The organism is Methylobacterium sp. J-070 (assembly GCF_022829385.1).
GTDB lineage: Bacteria > Pseudomonadota > Alphaproteobacteria > Rhizobiales > Beijerinckiaceae > Methylobacterium.
On sequence record NZ_JAKSXX010000243.1, the window covers coordinates 1 to 15,329 of the forward strand.

The following is a 15,329-nucleotide window of genomic DNA, read 5'->3' on the forward strand; positions in this document are numbered from 1 at the left end:
GGTGTGGTCGTCGTTCCCGAACCACACGGCGCCGACGTAATTGCCGGTGTAGCCCACGAACCACGCGTCCCGGTAGGCGTTCGTGGTCCCGGACTTGCCCGCGACCTTCACGCCTTCGAGCTGGGCCCGTTTGCCGGTCCCTTCCTCGACCACCTTGTTGAGCATGAAGTTCATGTCGCCGACCACTTGCGGCGAGAGCACCCGCTCCGGCGCCTCGTCGGCGTGGCGGTAGATCACCTCGCCCGAGGAATTCTTCACCTCCATGGCCGCGTAGGGCTTGGCACGGAAGCCGCCGTTGGCGAAGACCGCGTAGCCGGCCGCCTGATCGATCACCGTCACCTCGTCCGAGCCGATCGGCATCGAGACCGTGTCGATCAGGTTCGAGGTGATGCCCATCCGGTGGGCCGTCTCGATGATCTTCGCGCGGCCCGCCTTCGCGGCCCGGGCCTCGTGGGTGATGCCCATCCCCTTGCCCAGCGCGATCGAGATCTTGATCGGGATCGTGTTGATCGACTTCGCCACGGCGAGCCACATCGGCACCCGGCCGGCATAGGAACGGCCGTAATTCTGCGGGCACCAGTTGCCGATGCAGACCGGGCTGTCGACCACGACGGTCTCGGGCTTGAACAGCCCCGAGGCCAGCGCCGCCGAGTAGACGTAGGGCTTGAACGAGGAGCCGGGCTGGCGCAGCGCGTCGGTGGCGCGGTTGAACTGGCTCTCGCCGTAATCCGCGCCGCCGACCATGGCGCGCAAGGCGCCGTCGGGGTCGAGGATGACCATGGCGGCCTCGTCCACGTCGAGGGCGTCGCCGGATTTGCGGAGCGTGTCGGCGACCACCTCGTCGGCGCGCTTCTGGATCGCGAGATCGAGGGGCGTCTTCACGATCAGCACGCGGTCGCTGCGCAGTTTGCCGGCGTCGGCCATGGCCTTGATCTCGCCGAAGGCCCAGTCGAGGTAGTAGTCGGCGGTGATGTCGCGGGTCCGGGTCACCGGCGTCGCCGGGTTGCGCAGGGCCGTCTGGATCTGGCCTTCGGTGACGAAGCCCGCCTCCACCATGTTGTGCAGCACGTCGGCCGCGCGGGCCCGCGCCGCCGGCAGATTGACGTGCGGGGCGTACTTCGTCGGCGCCTTGAACAGGCCCGCCAGCATGGCGGCTTCCGCGAGGCTGATGTCCTTGAGCGGCTTGCCGAAATAGTAATCCGCCGCCGCCACCGCGCCGAAGGTGCCGCCGCCCATGTAGGCCCGGTCGAGATAGAGCTTCAGGATCTCGTTCTTCGTGAGATGGCTCTCCAGCCACAGCGCCAGGAACGCCTCGTTGACCTTCCGCTCCAGGGAGCGCTCGTTCGTCAAAAACAGGTTCTTGGCGAGCTGCTGGGTGATGGACGAGCCGCCCTGCGTGCCGCTGCCGCCCTTCGAGTTGTTCACCAGCGCCCGAAGGGTGCCGATCGGGTCGATGCCCCAGTGCTCGTAGAAGCGCCGGTCCTCGGTGGAGACCAGCGCCTTGATCATGATGTCGGGAAACTCGTCGAGCTTGAGCGAGTCGTCGTGCTTGATGCCGCGCCGCCCGACCTCGGTGCCGTAGCGGTCGAGGAAGGTGACGGCGAGGTCCTGCTGCTTGAGCCAGTTGTCGCTTGTGAGCTGGAAGGCGGGCTGCGCCAGCGCCAGCATCACGACGGCGCCGCCGGTCCCGATCGTGACGCCCTCGCTCGTCAGGTCCAGGACGGCGCGCTTCCAGCCGCGCACCGCGAAGCGGCTCATGAAGCGCTGGAAGCGCCCGTAGGCGTCGCCGGTGGACTGGCCGCTGTCGTACAGGGTTGCGTTGACCCAGGCGTCGAACGCGAGCGCGGCGTGCTCGAGGCGGATCCTGATCTCGCTGATCGTCGGCAGGCGCACGATGTCGAACCCGGCTTGTCGAGCGCCTTGGCGGCGGTGTGGATCGAGCGCCCGCACCGCGGGCAGGCCCCGCGGCCGAGACACCGCGCGGCGTCTCCGTCCATAGCAGGATCCTGAGGCGTCCGCGAGGCTCTGCGCAGTCTTGCGAATCGCCGCGGACGATCGCGGGGCGATGCGCGCCGGTCGCAGGCGAGGGGCGGCCGAAGCCGGCGCCTCCGGTTCAGGGGGGCCGCCGCCTCCGGTTCGGGCGCAGCCGGCAACGCTTGCTCCGCTCCAACGGCTCGGGCAGAGAGACGCATCCCGATCGAGAGACCTGACCGATGCCCAAGCCCGAGGCGCCGCGCCGCGGGGCAGTCGAGCCGTTCTGGCAGACCAAGACGCTCGAAGCCATGACCCCGTCCGAGTGGGAGAGCCTGTGCGACGGGTGCGGCCGGTGCTGCCTGCTGAAGCTCGAGGACGAGGATACCGGCGAGGTCCACCACACCGATATCGGCTGTACCCTGCTCGACGGCCTCACCTGCCGGTGCCGCGACTATCCCCGCCGGCAGAAGCGCGTGCCCGACTGCGTGCGCCTGACCCCCGAGGCGGTCCGGACGATCGCCTGGCTGCCGCCGACCTGCGCCTACCGCCTCGTGCGGGACGGCGAGCCGCTCTATCCGTGGCATCCCCTGATCTCGGGCCGGGCGTCGAGCGTGCACGAGGCCGGCATCTCGGTCCGCGGCCGGCTCGCCGGCAACGAGGAGGAGTTTTCCGAGGAGGAGCTGCTGGACCGGATCGTCGATTGGCCGGGCCTCGATCCGGACGCGCGATAGGACCGTTTTTCGGTCGGGCCGTCTCCGGTCGGCCAATCCGCGGTCGGGCTGACGGAGGGCGCCGGCGTCCCGATCCGGTGGATCCGCTCAGCCGAGCCCGGCGTCCCGGCCGAGCAGCCGTCCACCGCCCAGCCCGTTCGCCGCGATGACGATGGCGACGGCCGCGGCGTGGATCAGCAGGTCCGTCGCCGTGGCGTCGTGCGGATGGACCGGGATCAGCAGCGCCGCCGCCGCCGCCGCCACCGCGAGACCGCCCAGGGCTGCCGTGAGATTCGGCCGCAGCGGGCAGGCGCGGCGCAGCATGACCACGATCAGGACCGACAGCGGCACCGAGACGCAGATCAGGAAGCTGAAGCAGCCGGTCACCGTATGGGCGCCGGGGATGTCCGTCCCCGGGGCGATCCACTCGCGCAGGCAACCCAGGCCGCTGGCGCCGATCCACAGGGCCAGCGGCGGAAGCGGCAGGAGCGCCCAGCGGCCGGATCGGCCCGGTACGCTGGTGGCGAAGGCCGCGAAGGCCGCGGTGATGGCGGTCAGCACGGCGCCGATCCCGGCCAGCGCCAGATCCGGCACGCGCAGGCGCAGCATGAGGCGCGCCGGGTCCGCCTGCGTCGCCAGCATCAGACCGATCAGCAGGGCCGCGCCGAGCCAGAGCGCCGCACGGACCGCCGGCGCCGGGAGCCGGCGCACCGGCTCCAGGCCGCCCGCGAGATCCTCGACGAGCCGCTCGTGGCGTGAGAGTCCGCAGCCGGCGCGGTCGGCCATCACTCCCTCTCCTGCGTCAGGCTGGCGCGCAGGGCCTTCAGCGCCCTGTGCAGATTGACCTTGAGCGCGCCCTTGCTGCGTCCGGTGAGCGCCGCGGTCTCGTCGAGCGACAGCTCGCGCAGGCCGAGATGCTCCACCGCCTGCCGCTGCCCGTCGGGGAGCGCCGCGACGGCCCGCGCCAGGGCGGCGGCGCGGTCCTGCGCCTCCAGTCCCTGCCCGGGGGCGGGCCCGGGATCGGCCTCGGCCTCGTAGGCCAGGGGGTCGTTGACTTCCCGGGGGCGGCGGCCGGCCCTGCGCAGGCGGTCGATCGCCCGCCGCTGGGTGATCGCCCGCAGCCACGGCAGGAACGGCCGCGCCGGATCGTAGCTCGCCCGGGCCCGATGGACGGTCATCAACGCGTCCTGAACGACATCGTCCACCGCCTCGCCGCGCACGCCCTGGGCCCGCGCCATCGCCGACACGACCGGCAGGCAGGCCGTGAGCAGGGCGCGGTAGGCCGCCGCGTCGCCGCCCTGCGCCGACGCCATCAGGGCCGCCAGGTCGTCTTCGAGCGCCATCCGGACTCCGCCGCCCTGCCGTTCACCGGCCCGCGTCGTATCTACCCTGCGGTCGGATCCCGACGCCAGCACCCATCCGGCCGCCTGGAGCCCGCCGGAAACCGCCAGGATCATCGCAGGGCCTCCCGGGCCTTCGCGGCATCGGCCGGTTCGAGGCGGGCCGCGCCGAGGATGCGTCCGTCCCCGGCCTGCAGCAGCAGCGCCGCCGTCTCACCCTCGGGTCGCGCGGACGTGAACGTCACGGCGGCGCCGGACCAGCGGCCGAGGTCGCGCAGGGAACGGACGATGTTGGCCTGGTCGATGGTGCGCCCGGCATTCTCGCCGCGCAGCACCCGGGTGGTGTGGCTCGGATCGAAGCCGACCAGCAGGACGCGGGCGCCGCCGGGCGCCGCAACGGTCGCGGCTCCGACCCGCGCGACCAGCCGGTCTGCGTCGGGGGCCAGCGTCAGGGGGACAGCGGACCCGCCCGCCCGGGCGCGGGCGATCGCGCCGCGCAGGCCGGCCTCGTCGGAGCCGACCAGCCCGGTCCGCCCGTCGATCACCGCCTGCGGCGTATAGCTGGAGCCGCCGAGGTGGGCGGCGTAGGCCTCCTGGCGTGCCGTGGCGGCCGGCAGGCTGTAGGGGTCGCGCCAATTCAGGTGGTCCCAGTATGTGACGTGGAACGCCAGCGGCAGGACGTCGGAGCCCGCCTGCGCGAGCCGGCCGATCAGCGCCTCCGCGGGCGGGCAGGAGGAGCAGCTCTGCGAGGTGAACAGCTCGACGACGACGGGGCGCTCTGCCGCGGCGGCCGGGGCAAGGCCGGCGCAGAGCAGGGCGACGGAGATCATGAGGGCAGGGCGCATGGCCGGGACTCCCGCGCCGGCGATCCGGGGCCGACGTACCGGTTCCTTCGGCCGCGCCGCCGCAGCGGTTACGCCGGGCCCGGCTCGTCGAGCTCGAAGGCGTCGACGTCGCGCAACAGGGCCAGGAACGCCTGCGCGCCGTGATCGAGGGCGGCGTGACCGGCCTCGGCGGTTCCAAGCCGCGCGTCGCCCATGGCGCCGGCGGGATGGAGGTCGCCGGCCTTCCACGCGAAGGCGGCGGGACGGCCGGCCCGCAGGTGGGTGAAGCGGCCGACCATCGCGCGCGTCCGCGGCGGAAAATCCCCGATCTTGTCGGTGCGCACCAGATCCGGCCGCAGGGCCAGCATCAGCGCGGTCTCGACGCCGCCGGCGTGGATGCCGTGGGCGATCTCGTCCGCCGGGAACAGGCCCTCGGGATAGCCGAAACGCGCCCAGGCGGTCGTCACCGCCACCATGCCGAAGCGGGCGCGCAACTCCCCCGCCACCAGATCGATCAGCGCGCTGTTGCCGCCGTGGCTCGTGACGATCACCAGCTTGCGGCAGCCGGCGCGGTGCACGGCCGCCCCGAGCCCGGTCCAGGCGGCGAGCGCCGTGCCGGTCTCCAGGGACAGCGTGCCCGGAAAGCCGTCGTGCTCGTCGGACTTCCCGACCGGCTGCACGGGCAGCAGCAGCACGTCGAGATCCGCCGTCGCGCGCGTGCGCACACGGTCGAGGTAGCCCTCGGCGATGATCGTGTCCGTGGAGAGCGGCAGGTGCGGGCCGTGCTGCTCGGTGGCGGCCACCGGCAGCACCGCGATCGTCCGCCGCATGTCCCGGCGGGCCAGATCCTCGGTGGTCAGGTCCGACCAAAGCCGCGCCGCCATGCCTGCCGAGCCTCCTGGGGGCGCCGCATCCGGCGCCGGAAGGCGATGTAGCCGGTGTGCCGCCGCCGAGTCGACCGCCGGGTCGCCGGCGGTCCGCAACGCGTCAGCCGAAGAGCGCGTCGATGTCGTCCTGCGAGGGCGTGGCGGACACGGCCTGGGGGCCGTTGAGCATCAGGTCCTCGGCCCGGGCCCGGCGGGCGCGTTCGGCCGGATCCATGGAGGCCGCATCGCGCGCCTTCACGGCCCCGACGAACCGGGCGAGCCGCTGCTCGAACAGCCGGAGCGACTCCACCACCTTGCCGATTCGCTGGCCGGTGATGTCCTGGAACGCGCAGGCCTCGAAGATCGTGTTGATCCGCTCCTCGACGGCGTCGCGGTAGCCCGGACCGTCGGGGAGGCTGAGCATCGCCTCCGCGGCTTCCATGATCGTGTTGGTGGCGCCCGCCGTCGCGGCGACGACGCTGCCGAGTTCCTCGTGCGCCATCGGGATGTTGTCGCGGCTCATCTCGTTCGCCCGCAACGCGCCGATCTCCTCGCGCAGATGGGCGATGTAGTCCGCGATCTCGATCAGCTCGGAGATCACCGCCTGCGGCTCCCGAAGTCGCAGGTCGACTTGCCGCTCGGCGGTTAGCGTCATGCTGTCCTCCTCGGATCGACGGCCGTTTCGACGGACAACGCCGCGCCTGGGCGCCATGGGGCGCAGCGGCGTCTCGGTCGGGCTGTGCGGAATGCGCTGCATAGGACCGATCAGCTCCCGCAGACCGCCTCGATCTTCGACTTCAGCGTGGCCGCGTTGAAGGGCTTGACGATGTAGTTGTTCACACCGGCCTTCTTGGCGGCGATCACGTTCTCGGTCTTCGATTCGGCCGTGACCATGATGAACGGCGTGGTCCGAAGATTCTCGTCGGCCCGAACGTGGCGCAGCAGCTCGTAGCCGGTCATGGGCTCCATGTTCCAGTCGGAGATCACGAGCCCGTACTTGCGGTCCTTGAGCCGGGCAAGAGCGGCCGTCCCGTCCGAGGCGTCATCGACCTCCTCGAATCCCAACTGTTTCAAAAGATTACGGATAATCCGGACCATCGTCTGGTAATCGTCGACGACGAGGATCGGCATGCTCAAGTCGAGAGCCATCGAACAACTGCTCCGTATTGGCCGGCGGGAAGCCGCGCCGGCTCCCGGATAGATGAACGCTTCGCTAACGCGGCTTTTTAGCTGCGATGCACAGCATTTCAAATAGGGCATCTGCCTTGCGAAGCCGTTAATCGCCGCCGAGGGTGCAGGGGCCGCGGTTGCGCGGCCCGGCGGTCCGCCGCCGCCTCGCTTGACCCTTCGGGCGCCTTTCGGCAGGGTCCGGCCGCGTCCGGCACCCCTGGCGGAGACGTCAGGCGGCTCCATCCGGCCCTTCCGAGCATCCGACCCCGAACCGATGGTCCCAGGCGACGAGACGGCCGCGCGGCCCTTCACCATCTGCGGCGCGGACATGCCGGTGCCGCCGGCCCTGGCCGGGGCGATCGCGGCGATCGGCAATTTCGACGGCGTCCATCTCGGCCACCGGGTGCTGGTCGAGAACGTGCGCGCGGCGGCGCGGGACGCCGACCGGCCTGCGGCGGTCCTGACCTTCGAGCCGCATCCGCGGGCCTACTTCATGCCCGACGCACCGATGTTCCGCCTGACCAGCCTGGCCGCCAAGGAGATCGTGTTCGCCCGACTGGGGCTGGACGGGTTGATCGTCCGGCGCTTCGACGGCGTTCTGGCCGCCACGAGCGCCCGCGCCTTCGTGCGCGACTTCCTGAAGGGCTCGCTCGGCCTGTCCGGCGTTGTGGTCGGCCACGATTTTCATTTCGGCCGTGGCCGCGAGGGCACACCGGCGATCCTGGCCGAACTCTGCCGGGAGGCCGACATGGCCTGCCGGATCGTCGAGCCGGTCGCCCTCGGAGGCGAGGCCGAGCCGGTCTCGTCGAGCGCGATCCGCACAGCGCTCGCCGCCGGCGACGTCGCCCGCGCCAATGCCCTGCTCGGCTACCGCTGGTTCGTGCTCGGCCCGGTCGGCCACGGCGACAAGCGCGGTCGGCAGCTCGGCTTCCCCACCGCCAACATGCGGCTGCCCGATTGCGGCCTGGCGCACGGAATCTACGCGGTCCGGGTCCGCCTCGGAGCCGGGCGGTTCCACGACGGCGTGGCGAGCTACGGCCGCCGGCCGACCTTCGACGACGGCGCGCCGCTGCTCGAGACCTACCTGTTCGATTTCTCCGGCGACCTCTACGGTCAGGAGATCGCCGTGGAGTTCGTCGGGTACATCCGCGGCGAGGAGCGGTTCGCCAGCGCCGACGCGCTGGTCGCGCGCATGCACGTCGACGCAGATGCGGCGCGGGCCCTGTTGGCGGCCGATGCAACCCCGTCCATGCTGGGGCCGTTTCCGATGGCGTCGCCGTCGTGAACCGCCGCGAGCCGGTGCCGTGATGCGCCCGCTTTCGCCGGATCGTCCCGCGGCGGCGCGGCCGTCCGGATTCGTGTAGAGGTCGGACGGAGCAGGAGGCGGACGTGCTGGGTCGTTACGAGCGCGGGAACAGCGGCGAGGCGGTGGTCGAGTACGGCGACGGCACCATGCGGGTCGTCAAGCCCGGCAGCTTCGTGCGCTGCGCGGTCACCGGCGAGCCGATCCCGCTCGACGCGCTGCGCTACTGGAGCGCCACCCGGCAGGAGGCCTACATCTCCCCCGAGGCGATCCTGAAGCGGCTGAAGGAGACCGGCCGTCCCTGACCGTCACGGGGCACCCGCGAGGGCGCTCCGGAGTTGTCCGCTCAGGGCTTCGGCCGCGTCGACGACGAGGCGCACGCGCAGCACGCGCACGCCGCCCGCATAGGCGGGGGGCAGACGCACCGCGTCCTTCTCGGTGGTCACGAGCTCGGCATCGAGCCGGCGCGCCTCGGACGCGAGGGCGTCCATCTCCCGGTCCCGGTAGGGATGATGATCCGGGAAGGGGCGCGTCCCGACGATCTCCGCCCCCGTCTCCGCCAGGGTGGCGAAGAACTTCTCCGGCCGGCCGATCCCCGCGAAGCCGAGGCAACGCCGGCCCGCCAGATCGTCCGACTCCCGGACCAGACGGGCCCGGTGGACCGGCAGGCCCCGCCGTTCCGCCTCGCGGGCGACCGCCTCGCCCGGCGCCCCGGCTCCGACCACGATCAGCCCCGAGACGTGCCGCCATTGCCGGGCCAGGGGCGCCCGCAGGGGCCCCGCCGGGAACGGCAGGCCGTTGCCGAGGCCCGTGGGCCCGTCGACCACGGCCAGCGTGAGATCCTTGGCGAGGGTCGGGTTCTGCAGCCCGTCATCCATCACGATGGCGTCGGCGCCGAGGCTCCGGCACAGGGCGGCCCCCGCCGGTCGGTCGCGGGCCACCACGGTCGGCGCCCGGCGGGCGAGGAGCAGCGGCTCGTCGCCGACCGCCGCGGCGCCGTGCCGGCCGGGTTCGACCTGCACCGGGCCGGCGAGGCGGCCGCCGTAGCCGCGGGACAGGAAGGCAGGCGCGCGGCCGAGCTCGACGAGCAGGGCCGCCACAGCCAGCGCGGCGGGTGTCTTGCCGGCCCCGCCGAGGGTGAAGTTCCCCAGGCACACCACCGGGCAGCCCGCCGCCGCGCCGGGACGGTCCATGCGCCGGGCCGCCAGCGCCCCGTAGGCCGCCCCGAGCGGCGCCAGGCAGCGCGCGGCCGGGTGGTCGGGTCCCTGCGCCCAGAAATCCGGCGGCCGCATCAGGCCCGCGCGAGCGGGCGCACGGGGCCGCCCCGGTCGAGGCGCTGAAGCTTCATCTGCGCCACGAAGGGATCGAGCACCGCGAGGGTGCGCGCCACCGCCCCCTCGAACGGCCGAAGGGCATGCTGCCCGGCCTGCGCGACGCCGGCGAGGCGGGCCGGATCCCGCAGGAGCTCGCCGACGAGGCCGGCGAGCTCGACCCCGTCGCGCACGGGCAGGGCGCCGCCGGCCCGATCCAGGGCTCGGTAGATCGCGCCGAAATTGTCGGTGTGGGGTCCGTGCAGCACCGCCGTGTCGAGGCGCACCGGCTCGATGGGGTTCTGGCCTCCGCGCGGGACCAGGGAACCGCCGACGAACACCAGGGGGGCCAGGCGGTAGAACAGGCCGAGCTCGCCGATCGTGTCGGCGATGTAGACCTCCACGGACGGGTGCGGGCGGCCCCCGGCCGAGCGCCGGGCGCTGCGCAGGCCGACGCCGTCGGCGCACTCGATCACCTCCGGTGCGCGGCCGGGATGACGCGGGGCGACGATGGTCAGGAGCTGCGGGAACTGCGCCTTCAGCACCGCGTGCGCGTAGGCGACCATGGTCTCCTCGCCCGGATGCGTGCTGGCCGCGACCCAGACCGGCCGGCCGGCGATCATGGCGCCGAGATAGGCGAGCTGCTGCGCGTCGGCCGGCGGCACCGGCGCGTCGAATTTCAGGTTTCCGGCGATGCTCACCCGCGGCGCGCCGAGCTTGGCGAAGCGCTCCCCGTCCTCCTGGGTCTGGCTGAGGCAGATGGCGATCCGCGACAGCAGCGCCTTGGCGGTGCGCGGACAGCGCTCCCAGCCCCGGAACGAGCGCTCCGACATCCGCCCGTTGACCAGGATCAGCGGGATCTCGCGCTCGTCCAGGGCCAGGATGGTGTTCGGCCAGATCTCGGACTCGGCGACCACCGCGAGGTTCGGCTGCCAATGGTCGAGGAACCGGCCCATCCAGCGCGGCGCGTCGAGGGGCATGTACTGGTGCACCGCCCCGACGGGCAGGCGGGCGCCGATCAGATCGGCGGCCGCGCGCGTGCCGGTGGTCACCAGAACCGAGAAGCCCCGGGCGATCATGCCCTCGACGAGACCGATCAGCGACAGCGCCTCGCCGACGCTCGCCCCGTGCATCCAGACCAGCGACCCGACCGGGCGGGCGCGGCCGGGCAGGCCGCGCCGCTCGGGAAGCCGCAACGGATCCTCCTTGCCGCGCTGGGCGCGCCACGCGAGCAGCCCGGTCAGGGCCGGCTCGCCGATCCGCAGGCCGGCCCGGTAGAGCTGCAGCGGCAGGGTCACGGAGGGCTGCCTCACGCCGCGTCTCCCACCGGGTCGGCCTCGGGCGCCGGGTCGCGATAGAGCGCGGCCCGGTCGGCGCGCCCGACCAGCGCGTAGGCCCGGGCATGCACGCGGTTCATCTCGGCCTCGACGTGGCGCCGGAGCGCCTCGAACGCCTCGCCCTCGCAGTCGCGGGTCACGTAGATCGCATCACCCAGCACGACGGCCCCGCGGCCGAAGGGGAGGCCCAGGCAGGCCCGGTCCCAGGACCCGAAGCGCAGGTGCCGGCTCGTCACCACGGCGGCCGGGACGATCGGCCGGCCGGAGAAGCGCGCCAGGGTCAGGATCCCGGCATCGCACCGGCGCGAGACCTTCGGCACGTCGGCGCTGAAGGCCACCGAGTCGCCGGCCTTCAGGGCCCGCAGCATGGCCCGGAATCCCTCCGCGCCGCCCTTGGCGCGGGTGTCGCTGGAGCGGCTGCGGCCGCGGGCGCCGGACGCCCGGATCACGCGCACGCCGAGCCGCTCCAGCGCGATCGTGTTGATGTTGCCGTCCGGATTCTTGGAGATGATCGTGGCGACCCGGTCCCCCGGCCGGCGCATGAACGGCATCATGATGTGCTGCCCGTGCCACATGCCGGCGATGAGCGGCAGCCGCGCATCCATCCACGCATCCACGCCGGCCGGGCCCGCCCCGGCCGCATGGACCTCGAACCGGTTTGTCGACCGCACGAGCCGCAGGTAGGCCGCCGCGAGACGGCCGAGGACGCGCTGCACGATCGGGTGACGGAGAAAACGCTTACCGAGGCTCATGTCATGCCCGAGGCGGCTTGATCGCCGCCGCCCGATCAGATCCGGATCGAATTCGACTGGGCATCGTCTAGCCCCCGCGCCTGAGACGAAACAATCGGCGTCGCCCACAACCAGACCGATAGGGCCACCGTCCCCGGCGGCCGATCCGGCGCTGCGGATGCTCCCGCCGCGCGGCGAAAACGCGGCGGGCCCGCTTGTTTAGATCGATTCTAGAATATAGATTGGAATGAATCCAATCGAGGAGTTCTGAGATGGCAGCTGTTCTCGGCCGCGTGGCCGAAGGAGCCGGGGAGGAGCGCCGCGCCTTCGCGCTGCGCTACGTACAACCGGGCCTGGCCGGCCTGATCGACGGCTCGGTCTCGACGCTGGCGCCGATCTTCGCCGCAGCCTTCGCCACGGGTCACAATGGCGCGACCTTCCTGGTGGGGCTCGCGGCCTCCGTCGGGGCGGGGATCAGCACGGGCTTCACCGAGGCCCTGTCGGACGACGGCAGCCTCACCGGGCGCGGGGATCCCTGGGTCCGCGGCCTCGTCTGCGGCGTGATGACGACGCTGGGCGGCCTCGGCCACACGCTGCCCTACGCGATCCCCGACACGCTCCCCGCCGGCTGGCCGAACCCCTTCGTCCTGGCCACGAGCCTCGCCGTGCTGGTGGTGGTGGTCGAACTCGTGGTCATCGCGGCGATCCGCACGCGCTTCATGGCGACGCCGTTCTGGCGCGCGGCCCTGCAGGTCATGCTCGGCGGCGCCCTCGTCCTCGCCGCCGGGATGCTGATCGGAAGCGCTTGACGCCGGGGCCCGCGCCCGCGATGCGGATCGGCCTTCCTGGCCGTCTCGAGCGTGACCCCCGGCGTTGACCTTCCGCCTCGCCCATCTCAGCGACCCGCATGTCGGCCCCCTCGGCCGGGTGCGCCTGCACCAGCTCATCGGCAAGCGCGCCACCGGCTACGCCAACTGGCGCCGCGGCCGCTCGCGCAGCCACGACATGACCGTGCTGGAGGCCCTGGTCTCGGACCTGAAGGGGCAGGGGGCCGGGCACGTCGCCTGCACGGGCGACCTGTGCAACATCGGCCTGCCGAGCGAATGGCAGACGGCCCGCACCTTCCTGGAGGCCCTGGGACCGCCCGAGGCGGTGAGCTTCGTCCCGGGCAACCACGACGCCTATGTGCGCGGCTCCCTGGAGGGGCTGCTCGCCGCCTGCGGCCGCTACACGGGCGACGATTCGGGCGCGTCGGGACGCTTCCCGTACCTGAGGCGGCGCGGCCCGCTGGCCCTGGTCGGCCTCTCCAGCGCGATCCCGACGAAACCGTTCGTGGCCACCGGACGCCTCGGCGCGCCCCAGCTCGCCGCCGCCGAAGCCCTGCTGCGCGCCCTGGACACCGAGCCGGGCCGGCCGTTCCGGGTGGTGTTGATCCACCATCCGCCGCAGCCCGGCGGCGCTGCGACGGGGCGCGAGCTGAAGGATGCGGCCGCCTTCACGGCGATGATCGGTCGGGCCGGCGCGGAGCTGATCCTGCACGGGCATAACCACGTGATGAGCAGCACCGCCATCCCGGGGCCGGCCGGGCGAGCGGTGCCGGTCGTCGGCGTCCCCTCGGCCTCGGCCCGGCCCGACGGGCACGGGGCGACCGCCGCGCGCCGGGCCTCGTATCTCCTGTTCGAGATCGCCCGGGCGGAGACCGGCTTCGCGGTCAGCGCCCGGCGGCGCGGCCTCGATGCGGCGGGCGCGGTCGGCGACCTCGGCGCCGTCGATCTTGCCGGCGATCCCGCCTGAATGGGCATCGGCCGGCACGTCCCGCGTGCGGGCGCGCCGGCGCGTCGTTCCGCTGTCGCGCGGCCTGTCAGGCGCCGGCGGCCAGTTCCTCGTCGCGCTGCTGGCGGCTGAGGCTCGCCTCGTAGCGCTCGGCCTGGAGGCGCGTGAGACCGCAGATCAACGCGAGCGTGCCACGATACACGGTGTAGGTTCCGTCGTGGGTCGGCTTGACGCGAATGACCTCTGCCATGGAAACCCTCCTGTGCTTGAGGTTGCTTGACGTCGTCTTGGAAGACCGGCTCTTCTCTTGAGCCGTGCAACCGAAATGCGACGTCGAACACCGGCGAGGTTATCCGCCGCACCCGCCGTGGCAAGAGCCCGGACGCGACCAATGCTTAAGTATTTCCGTTGCAGCGCGGCAAGCCATTGGCGGTGTTGGCGATCCGAAGATGCTCAAAAAAGCGGCCCTTCACTTGCATTTTGAATAAGGTGATCGGGCCAGTCGGGACGGGCCCGGGCGGCGTGATTCGCGGGATCGGCCGGCCCCGCCGGTGCGGACGAAAGGAACCTCCATGCAGCTCTGGCGTCTGACGGCGACCGATCTCGCGGCGCTGATCCGCTCCGGCCAAGTCTCGGCCCGGGAGGTCGCGCAGGACGCCCTCGACCGGCTCGACGCCGTCAACGGCCGGATCAACGCCGTGGTCGAGCACCGCCCCGAGGAGGTTCTGGCCCAAGCCGCGGCGGTCGACGCCGCGCGGGCGCGCGGCGACGCCCCGGGGCCCCTCGCCGGAGTCCCGGTGACCGTGAAGGTCAACGCCGACCAGCGCGGGTTCGCGACGACGAACGGGCTGAACCTCCAGCGCGACCTGGTGGCCGCGGAGGACAATCCGGTGGTGGCCAATCTCCGCCGGGCCGGCGCGGTGCTGCTCGGGCGGACCAACACGCCGGCCTTCTCGCTGCGCTGGTTCACCACCAACCAGCTGCACGGGGAGACGCGGAACCCCCGCGATCCCGCGCTGACCCCGGGGGGCTCGTCCGGCGGGGCCGGCGCGGCCGTCGCCGCCGGCATCGGCGCGCTGGCCCACGGCACCGACATCGCCGGCTCCGTGCGCTACCCGGCCTATGCCTGCGGCGTGCACGGCCTGCGCCCGAGCCTGGGCCGGATCCCGGCCTGGAACGCGACCTCGCCGGAACGGGGGATCGGGCCCCAGCTCATGGCGGTGTCGGGACCGCTGGCGCGCAGCATCGCGGATATCCGCCTGGGCCTGGAGGTCATGGCCGCCGGCGACCCGCGCGATCCCTGGTGGGTGCCCGCCCCCCTCGACGGGCCGCCGCGCCCGCGCGAGGCGGCGCTCTGCGTACGCCCGGGCGGTCTAGCGGTGGTGCCGGAGGTGGAGGCCGCCCTGCGGGACGCCGCGCGGCGCCTGACCGAGGCCGGCTGGACGGTCCGGGAGATCGCCGACACGCCGCCGATCCGGGAGGCGTGCGAGATCCAGCTCCAGCTCTGGCTGGGCGACGGCTACGCCGCGGTCCGCGCCGCCGCGGAGCGCGAGGGCGATCCGGCGGCGATCGGCCTGCTGGAGAGTTTCCGCGACCGGGCCGAGGCCATGGCCCCCGACGCCATCGCGGCGGCGCTGACCCGGCGCGCGACGCTGGCCCGGGACTGGTCGCGGTTCCTCGCCGAGACTCCCGTGCTGCTGGTGCCGGTCTCGGCCGAGCTGCCGTTCCCCGACGGGCTCGACCGCACGGGGGATGCCGGGATCGCGCGGGCCTTCGAGGCCAACCTGCTGCAGGTCGGATTGGCGCCGATCGGCGTCCCGGCCCTCACGGTCACCACCGGTCTTGTCGGGCGCACGCCGGTCGGGGTGCAGCTGGCGGCGGCGCGCTACCGCGAGGACCTGTGCCTCGCGGCCGGCGCGGCCATCGAGGCGGCCGGCGTCCCGGAGATTCCGGTCGATCCGGCCTGACGCCGCGTCGGGGCTCAGCCCGAG

General features: G+C 72.9%; 16 protein-coding genes and 1 pseudogene. 6 read left to right on the forward strand and 11 right to left on the reverse strand.

Annotated elements, in window-relative coordinates:
• Positions 1 to 1,893 (reverse strand): transglycosylase domain-containing protein (locus MKL01_RS27820; RefSeq protein WP_243908451.1); only part of this gene is annotated, 1,893 nt, incomplete at its 3' end.
• Between the two features lie 320 nt (positions 1,894 to 2,213).
• Between MKL01_RS27820 and MKL01_RS27825 the strand changes: the two genes are divergently transcribed.
• The gene (locus tag MKL01_RS27825; protein ID WP_243908418.1) at positions 2,214 to 2,705 is read left to right on the forward strand and encodes a YcgN family cysteine cluster protein; all 492 of its coding nucleotides are present in this window, start codon (positions 2,214 to 2,216) and stop codon (positions 2,703 to 2,705) included.
• Between the two features lie 87 nt (positions 2,706 to 2,792).
• Here the strand turns inward: MKL01_RS27825 and MKL01_RS27830 are convergent, their stop codons facing one another.
• The 6 genes from MKL01_RS27830 to MKL01_RS27855 all read right to left on the reverse strand — a co-directional run bounded on the left by MKL01_RS27830 (position 2,793) and on the right by MKL01_RS27855 (position 6,863).
• Positions 2,793 to 3,470 carry an NrsF family protein gene (locus MKL01_RS27830; RefSeq protein WP_243908419.1) on the reverse strand — a complete coding sequence of 226 codons (678 nt, stop codon included), beginning with the start codon at positions 3,468 to 3,470 and terminating at the stop codon, positions 2,793 to 2,795.
• Complete coding sequence (locus tag MKL01_RS27835; RefSeq protein WP_243908420.1) at positions 3,470 to 4,027, reverse strand: sigma-70 family RNA polymerase sigma factor; 558 nt, start codon at positions 4,025 to 4,027, stop codon at positions 3,470 to 3,472. The genes MKL01_RS27830 and MKL01_RS27835 overlap by 1 nt, the downstream gene beginning before the upstream one ends.
• A gap of 110 nt (positions 4,028 to 4,137) precedes the next feature.
• Positions 4,138 to 4,869 carry a DUF1223 domain-containing protein gene (locus tag MKL01_RS27840; RefSeq protein ID WP_243908421.1) on the reverse strand — a complete coding sequence of 244 codons (732 nt, stop codon included), beginning with the start codon at positions 4,867 to 4,869 and terminating at the stop codon, positions 4,138 to 4,140.
• Positions 4,870 to 4,937: 68 nt separating this feature from the next.
• Positions 4,938 to 5,732: a creatininase family protein gene (locus MKL01_RS27845; RefSeq protein WP_243908422.1), complete on the reverse strand. Its 795-nt coding sequence runs from the start codon at positions 5,730 to 5,732 to the stop codon at positions 4,938 to 4,940.
• A 103-nt stretch (positions 5,733 to 5,835) separates the two neighbouring features.
• On the reverse strand, positions 5,836 to 6,369 hold the full coding sequence (locus MKL01_RS27850; protein ID WP_243908423.1) for a protein phosphatase CheZ: 534 nt from the start codon (positions 6,367 to 6,369) through the stop codon (positions 5,836 to 5,838).
• Positions 6,370 to 6,479: 110 nt separating this feature from the next.
• Positions 6,480 to 6,863, reverse strand: a complete 384-nt coding sequence (locus tag MKL01_RS27855) for a response regulator (protein WP_010685368.1) — start codon at positions 6,861 to 6,863, stop codon at positions 6,480 to 6,482.
• Positions 6,864 to 7,158: 295 nt separating this feature from the next.
• Between MKL01_RS27855 and MKL01_RS27860 the strand changes: the two genes are divergently transcribed.
• Together MKL01_RS27860 and MKL01_RS27865 are read left to right on the forward strand one after the other, a co-directional pair.
• A complete protein-coding gene (locus MKL01_RS27860; protein WP_243908424.1) occupies positions 7,159 to 8,169 on the forward strand; it encodes a bifunctional riboflavin kinase/FAD synthetase in 1,011 nt (336 codons plus the stop codon).
• Between the two features lie 104 nt (positions 8,170 to 8,273).
• Complete coding sequence (locus MKL01_RS27865) at positions 8,274 to 8,492, forward strand: DUF2093 domain-containing protein (protein ID WP_243908425.1); 219 nt, start codon at positions 8,274 to 8,276, stop codon at positions 8,490 to 8,492.
• 3 nt (positions 8,493 to 8,495) lie between these two features.
• Here the strand turns inward: MKL01_RS27865 and lpxK are convergent, their stop codons facing one another.
• From lpxK to MKL01_RS27880, 3 genes are read right to left on the reverse strand one after another with little or no spacing between them, the layout of a single operon-like run.
• Positions 8,496 to 9,479 carry a tetraacyldisaccharide 4'-kinase gene (lpxK, locus tag MKL01_RS27870; RefSeq protein WP_243908426.1) on the reverse strand — a complete coding sequence of 328 codons (984 nt, stop codon included), beginning with the start codon at positions 9,477 to 9,479 and terminating at the stop codon, positions 8,496 to 8,498.
• Complete coding sequence (locus MKL01_RS27875) at positions 9,479 to 10,810, reverse strand: 3-deoxy-D-manno-octulosonic acid transferase (protein ID WP_243908427.1); 1,332 nt, start codon at positions 10,808 to 10,810, stop codon at positions 9,479 to 9,481. The genes lpxK and MKL01_RS27875 overlap by 1 nt, the downstream gene beginning before the upstream one ends.
• Positions 10,807 to 11,586 carry a lysophospholipid acyltransferase family protein gene (locus MKL01_RS27880; protein ID WP_243908428.1) on the reverse strand — a complete coding sequence of 260 codons (780 nt, stop codon included), beginning with the start codon at positions 11,584 to 11,586 and terminating at the stop codon, positions 10,807 to 10,809. The genes MKL01_RS27875 and MKL01_RS27880 overlap by 4 nt, the downstream gene beginning before the upstream one ends.
• Positions 11,587 to 11,882: 296 nt before the next feature.
• Here MKL01_RS27880 and MKL01_RS27885 point away from each other — a divergent pair.
• A pseudogene (locus tag MKL01_RS27885) lies at positions 11,883 to 12,374 on the forward strand (VIT1/CCC1 transporter family protein); the annotation flags it as partial.
• A 64-nt stretch (positions 12,375 to 12,438) separates the two neighbouring features.
• A complete protein-coding gene (locus MKL01_RS27890; protein ID WP_243908429.1) occupies positions 12,439 to 13,359 on the forward strand; it encodes a metallophosphoesterase family protein in 921 nt (306 codons plus the stop codon).
• Between the two features lie 67 nt (positions 13,360 to 13,426).
• Here MKL01_RS27890 and MKL01_RS27895 read toward each other — a convergent pair whose 3' ends face one another.
• On the reverse strand, positions 13,427 to 13,588 hold the full coding sequence (locus tag MKL01_RS27895; protein ID WP_243908430.1) for a hypothetical protein: 162 nt from the start codon (positions 13,586 to 13,588) through the stop codon (positions 13,427 to 13,429).
• Positions 13,589 to 13,910: 322 nt separating this feature from the next.
• Between MKL01_RS27895 and MKL01_RS27900 the strand changes: the two genes are divergently transcribed.
• Entirely contained in the window at positions 13,911 to 15,305 is a 1,395-nt protein-coding gene (locus MKL01_RS27900; protein WP_243908431.1) for an amidase family protein, read from the forward strand.
• Positions 15,306 to 15,329 lie beyond the last annotated feature (24 nt).

Coding starts and splice junctions, on each gene's coding strand:
- MKL01_RS27860 (WP_243908424.1), top strand. CDS start 7,159: ATGGTCCCAGGCGACGAGACGGCCGCGCGGCCCTTCACCATCTGCGGC.
- MKL01_RS27895 (WP_243908430.1), bottom strand. CDS start 13,588: ATGGCAGAGGTCATTCGCGTCAAGCCGACCCACGACGGAACCTACACC.
- MKL01_RS27835 (WP_243908420.1), bottom strand. CDS start 4,027: ATGGCGCTCGAAGACGACCTGGCGGCCCTGATGGCGTCGGCGCAGGGC.
- lpxK (WP_243908426.1), bottom strand. CDS start 9,479: ATGCGGCCGCCGGATTTCTGGGCGCAGGGACCCGACCACCCGGCCGCG.
- MKL01_RS27850 (WP_243908423.1), bottom strand. CDS start 6,369: ATGACGCTAACCGCCGAGCGGCAAGTCGACCTGCGACTTCGGGAGCCG.
- MKL01_RS27855 (WP_010685368.1), bottom strand. CDS start 6,863: ATGGCTCTCGACTTGAGCATGCCGATCCTCGTCGTCGACGATTACCAG.
- MKL01_RS27900 (WP_243908431.1), top strand. CDS start 13,911: ATGCAGCTCTGGCGTCTGACGGCGACCGATCTCGCGGCGCTGATCCGC.
- MKL01_RS27830 (WP_243908419.1), bottom strand. CDS start 3,470: ATGGCCGACCGCGCCGGCTGCGGACTCTCACGCCACGAGCGGCTCGTC.
- MKL01_RS27880 (WP_243908428.1), bottom strand. CDS start 11,586: ATGAGCCTCGGTAAGCGTTTTCTCCGTCACCCGATCGTGCAGCGCGTC.
- MKL01_RS27845 (WP_243908422.1), bottom strand. CDS start 5,732: ATGGCGGCGCGGCTTTGGTCGGACCTGACCACCGAGGATCTGGCCCGC.
- MKL01_RS27840 (WP_243908421.1), bottom strand. CDS start 4,869: ATGCGCCCTGCCCTCATGATCTCCGTCGCCCTGCTCTGCGCCGGCCTT.
- MKL01_RS27825 (WP_243908418.1), top strand. CDS start 2,214: ATGCCCAAGCCCGAGGCGCCGCGCCGCGGGGCAGTCGAGCCGTTCTGG.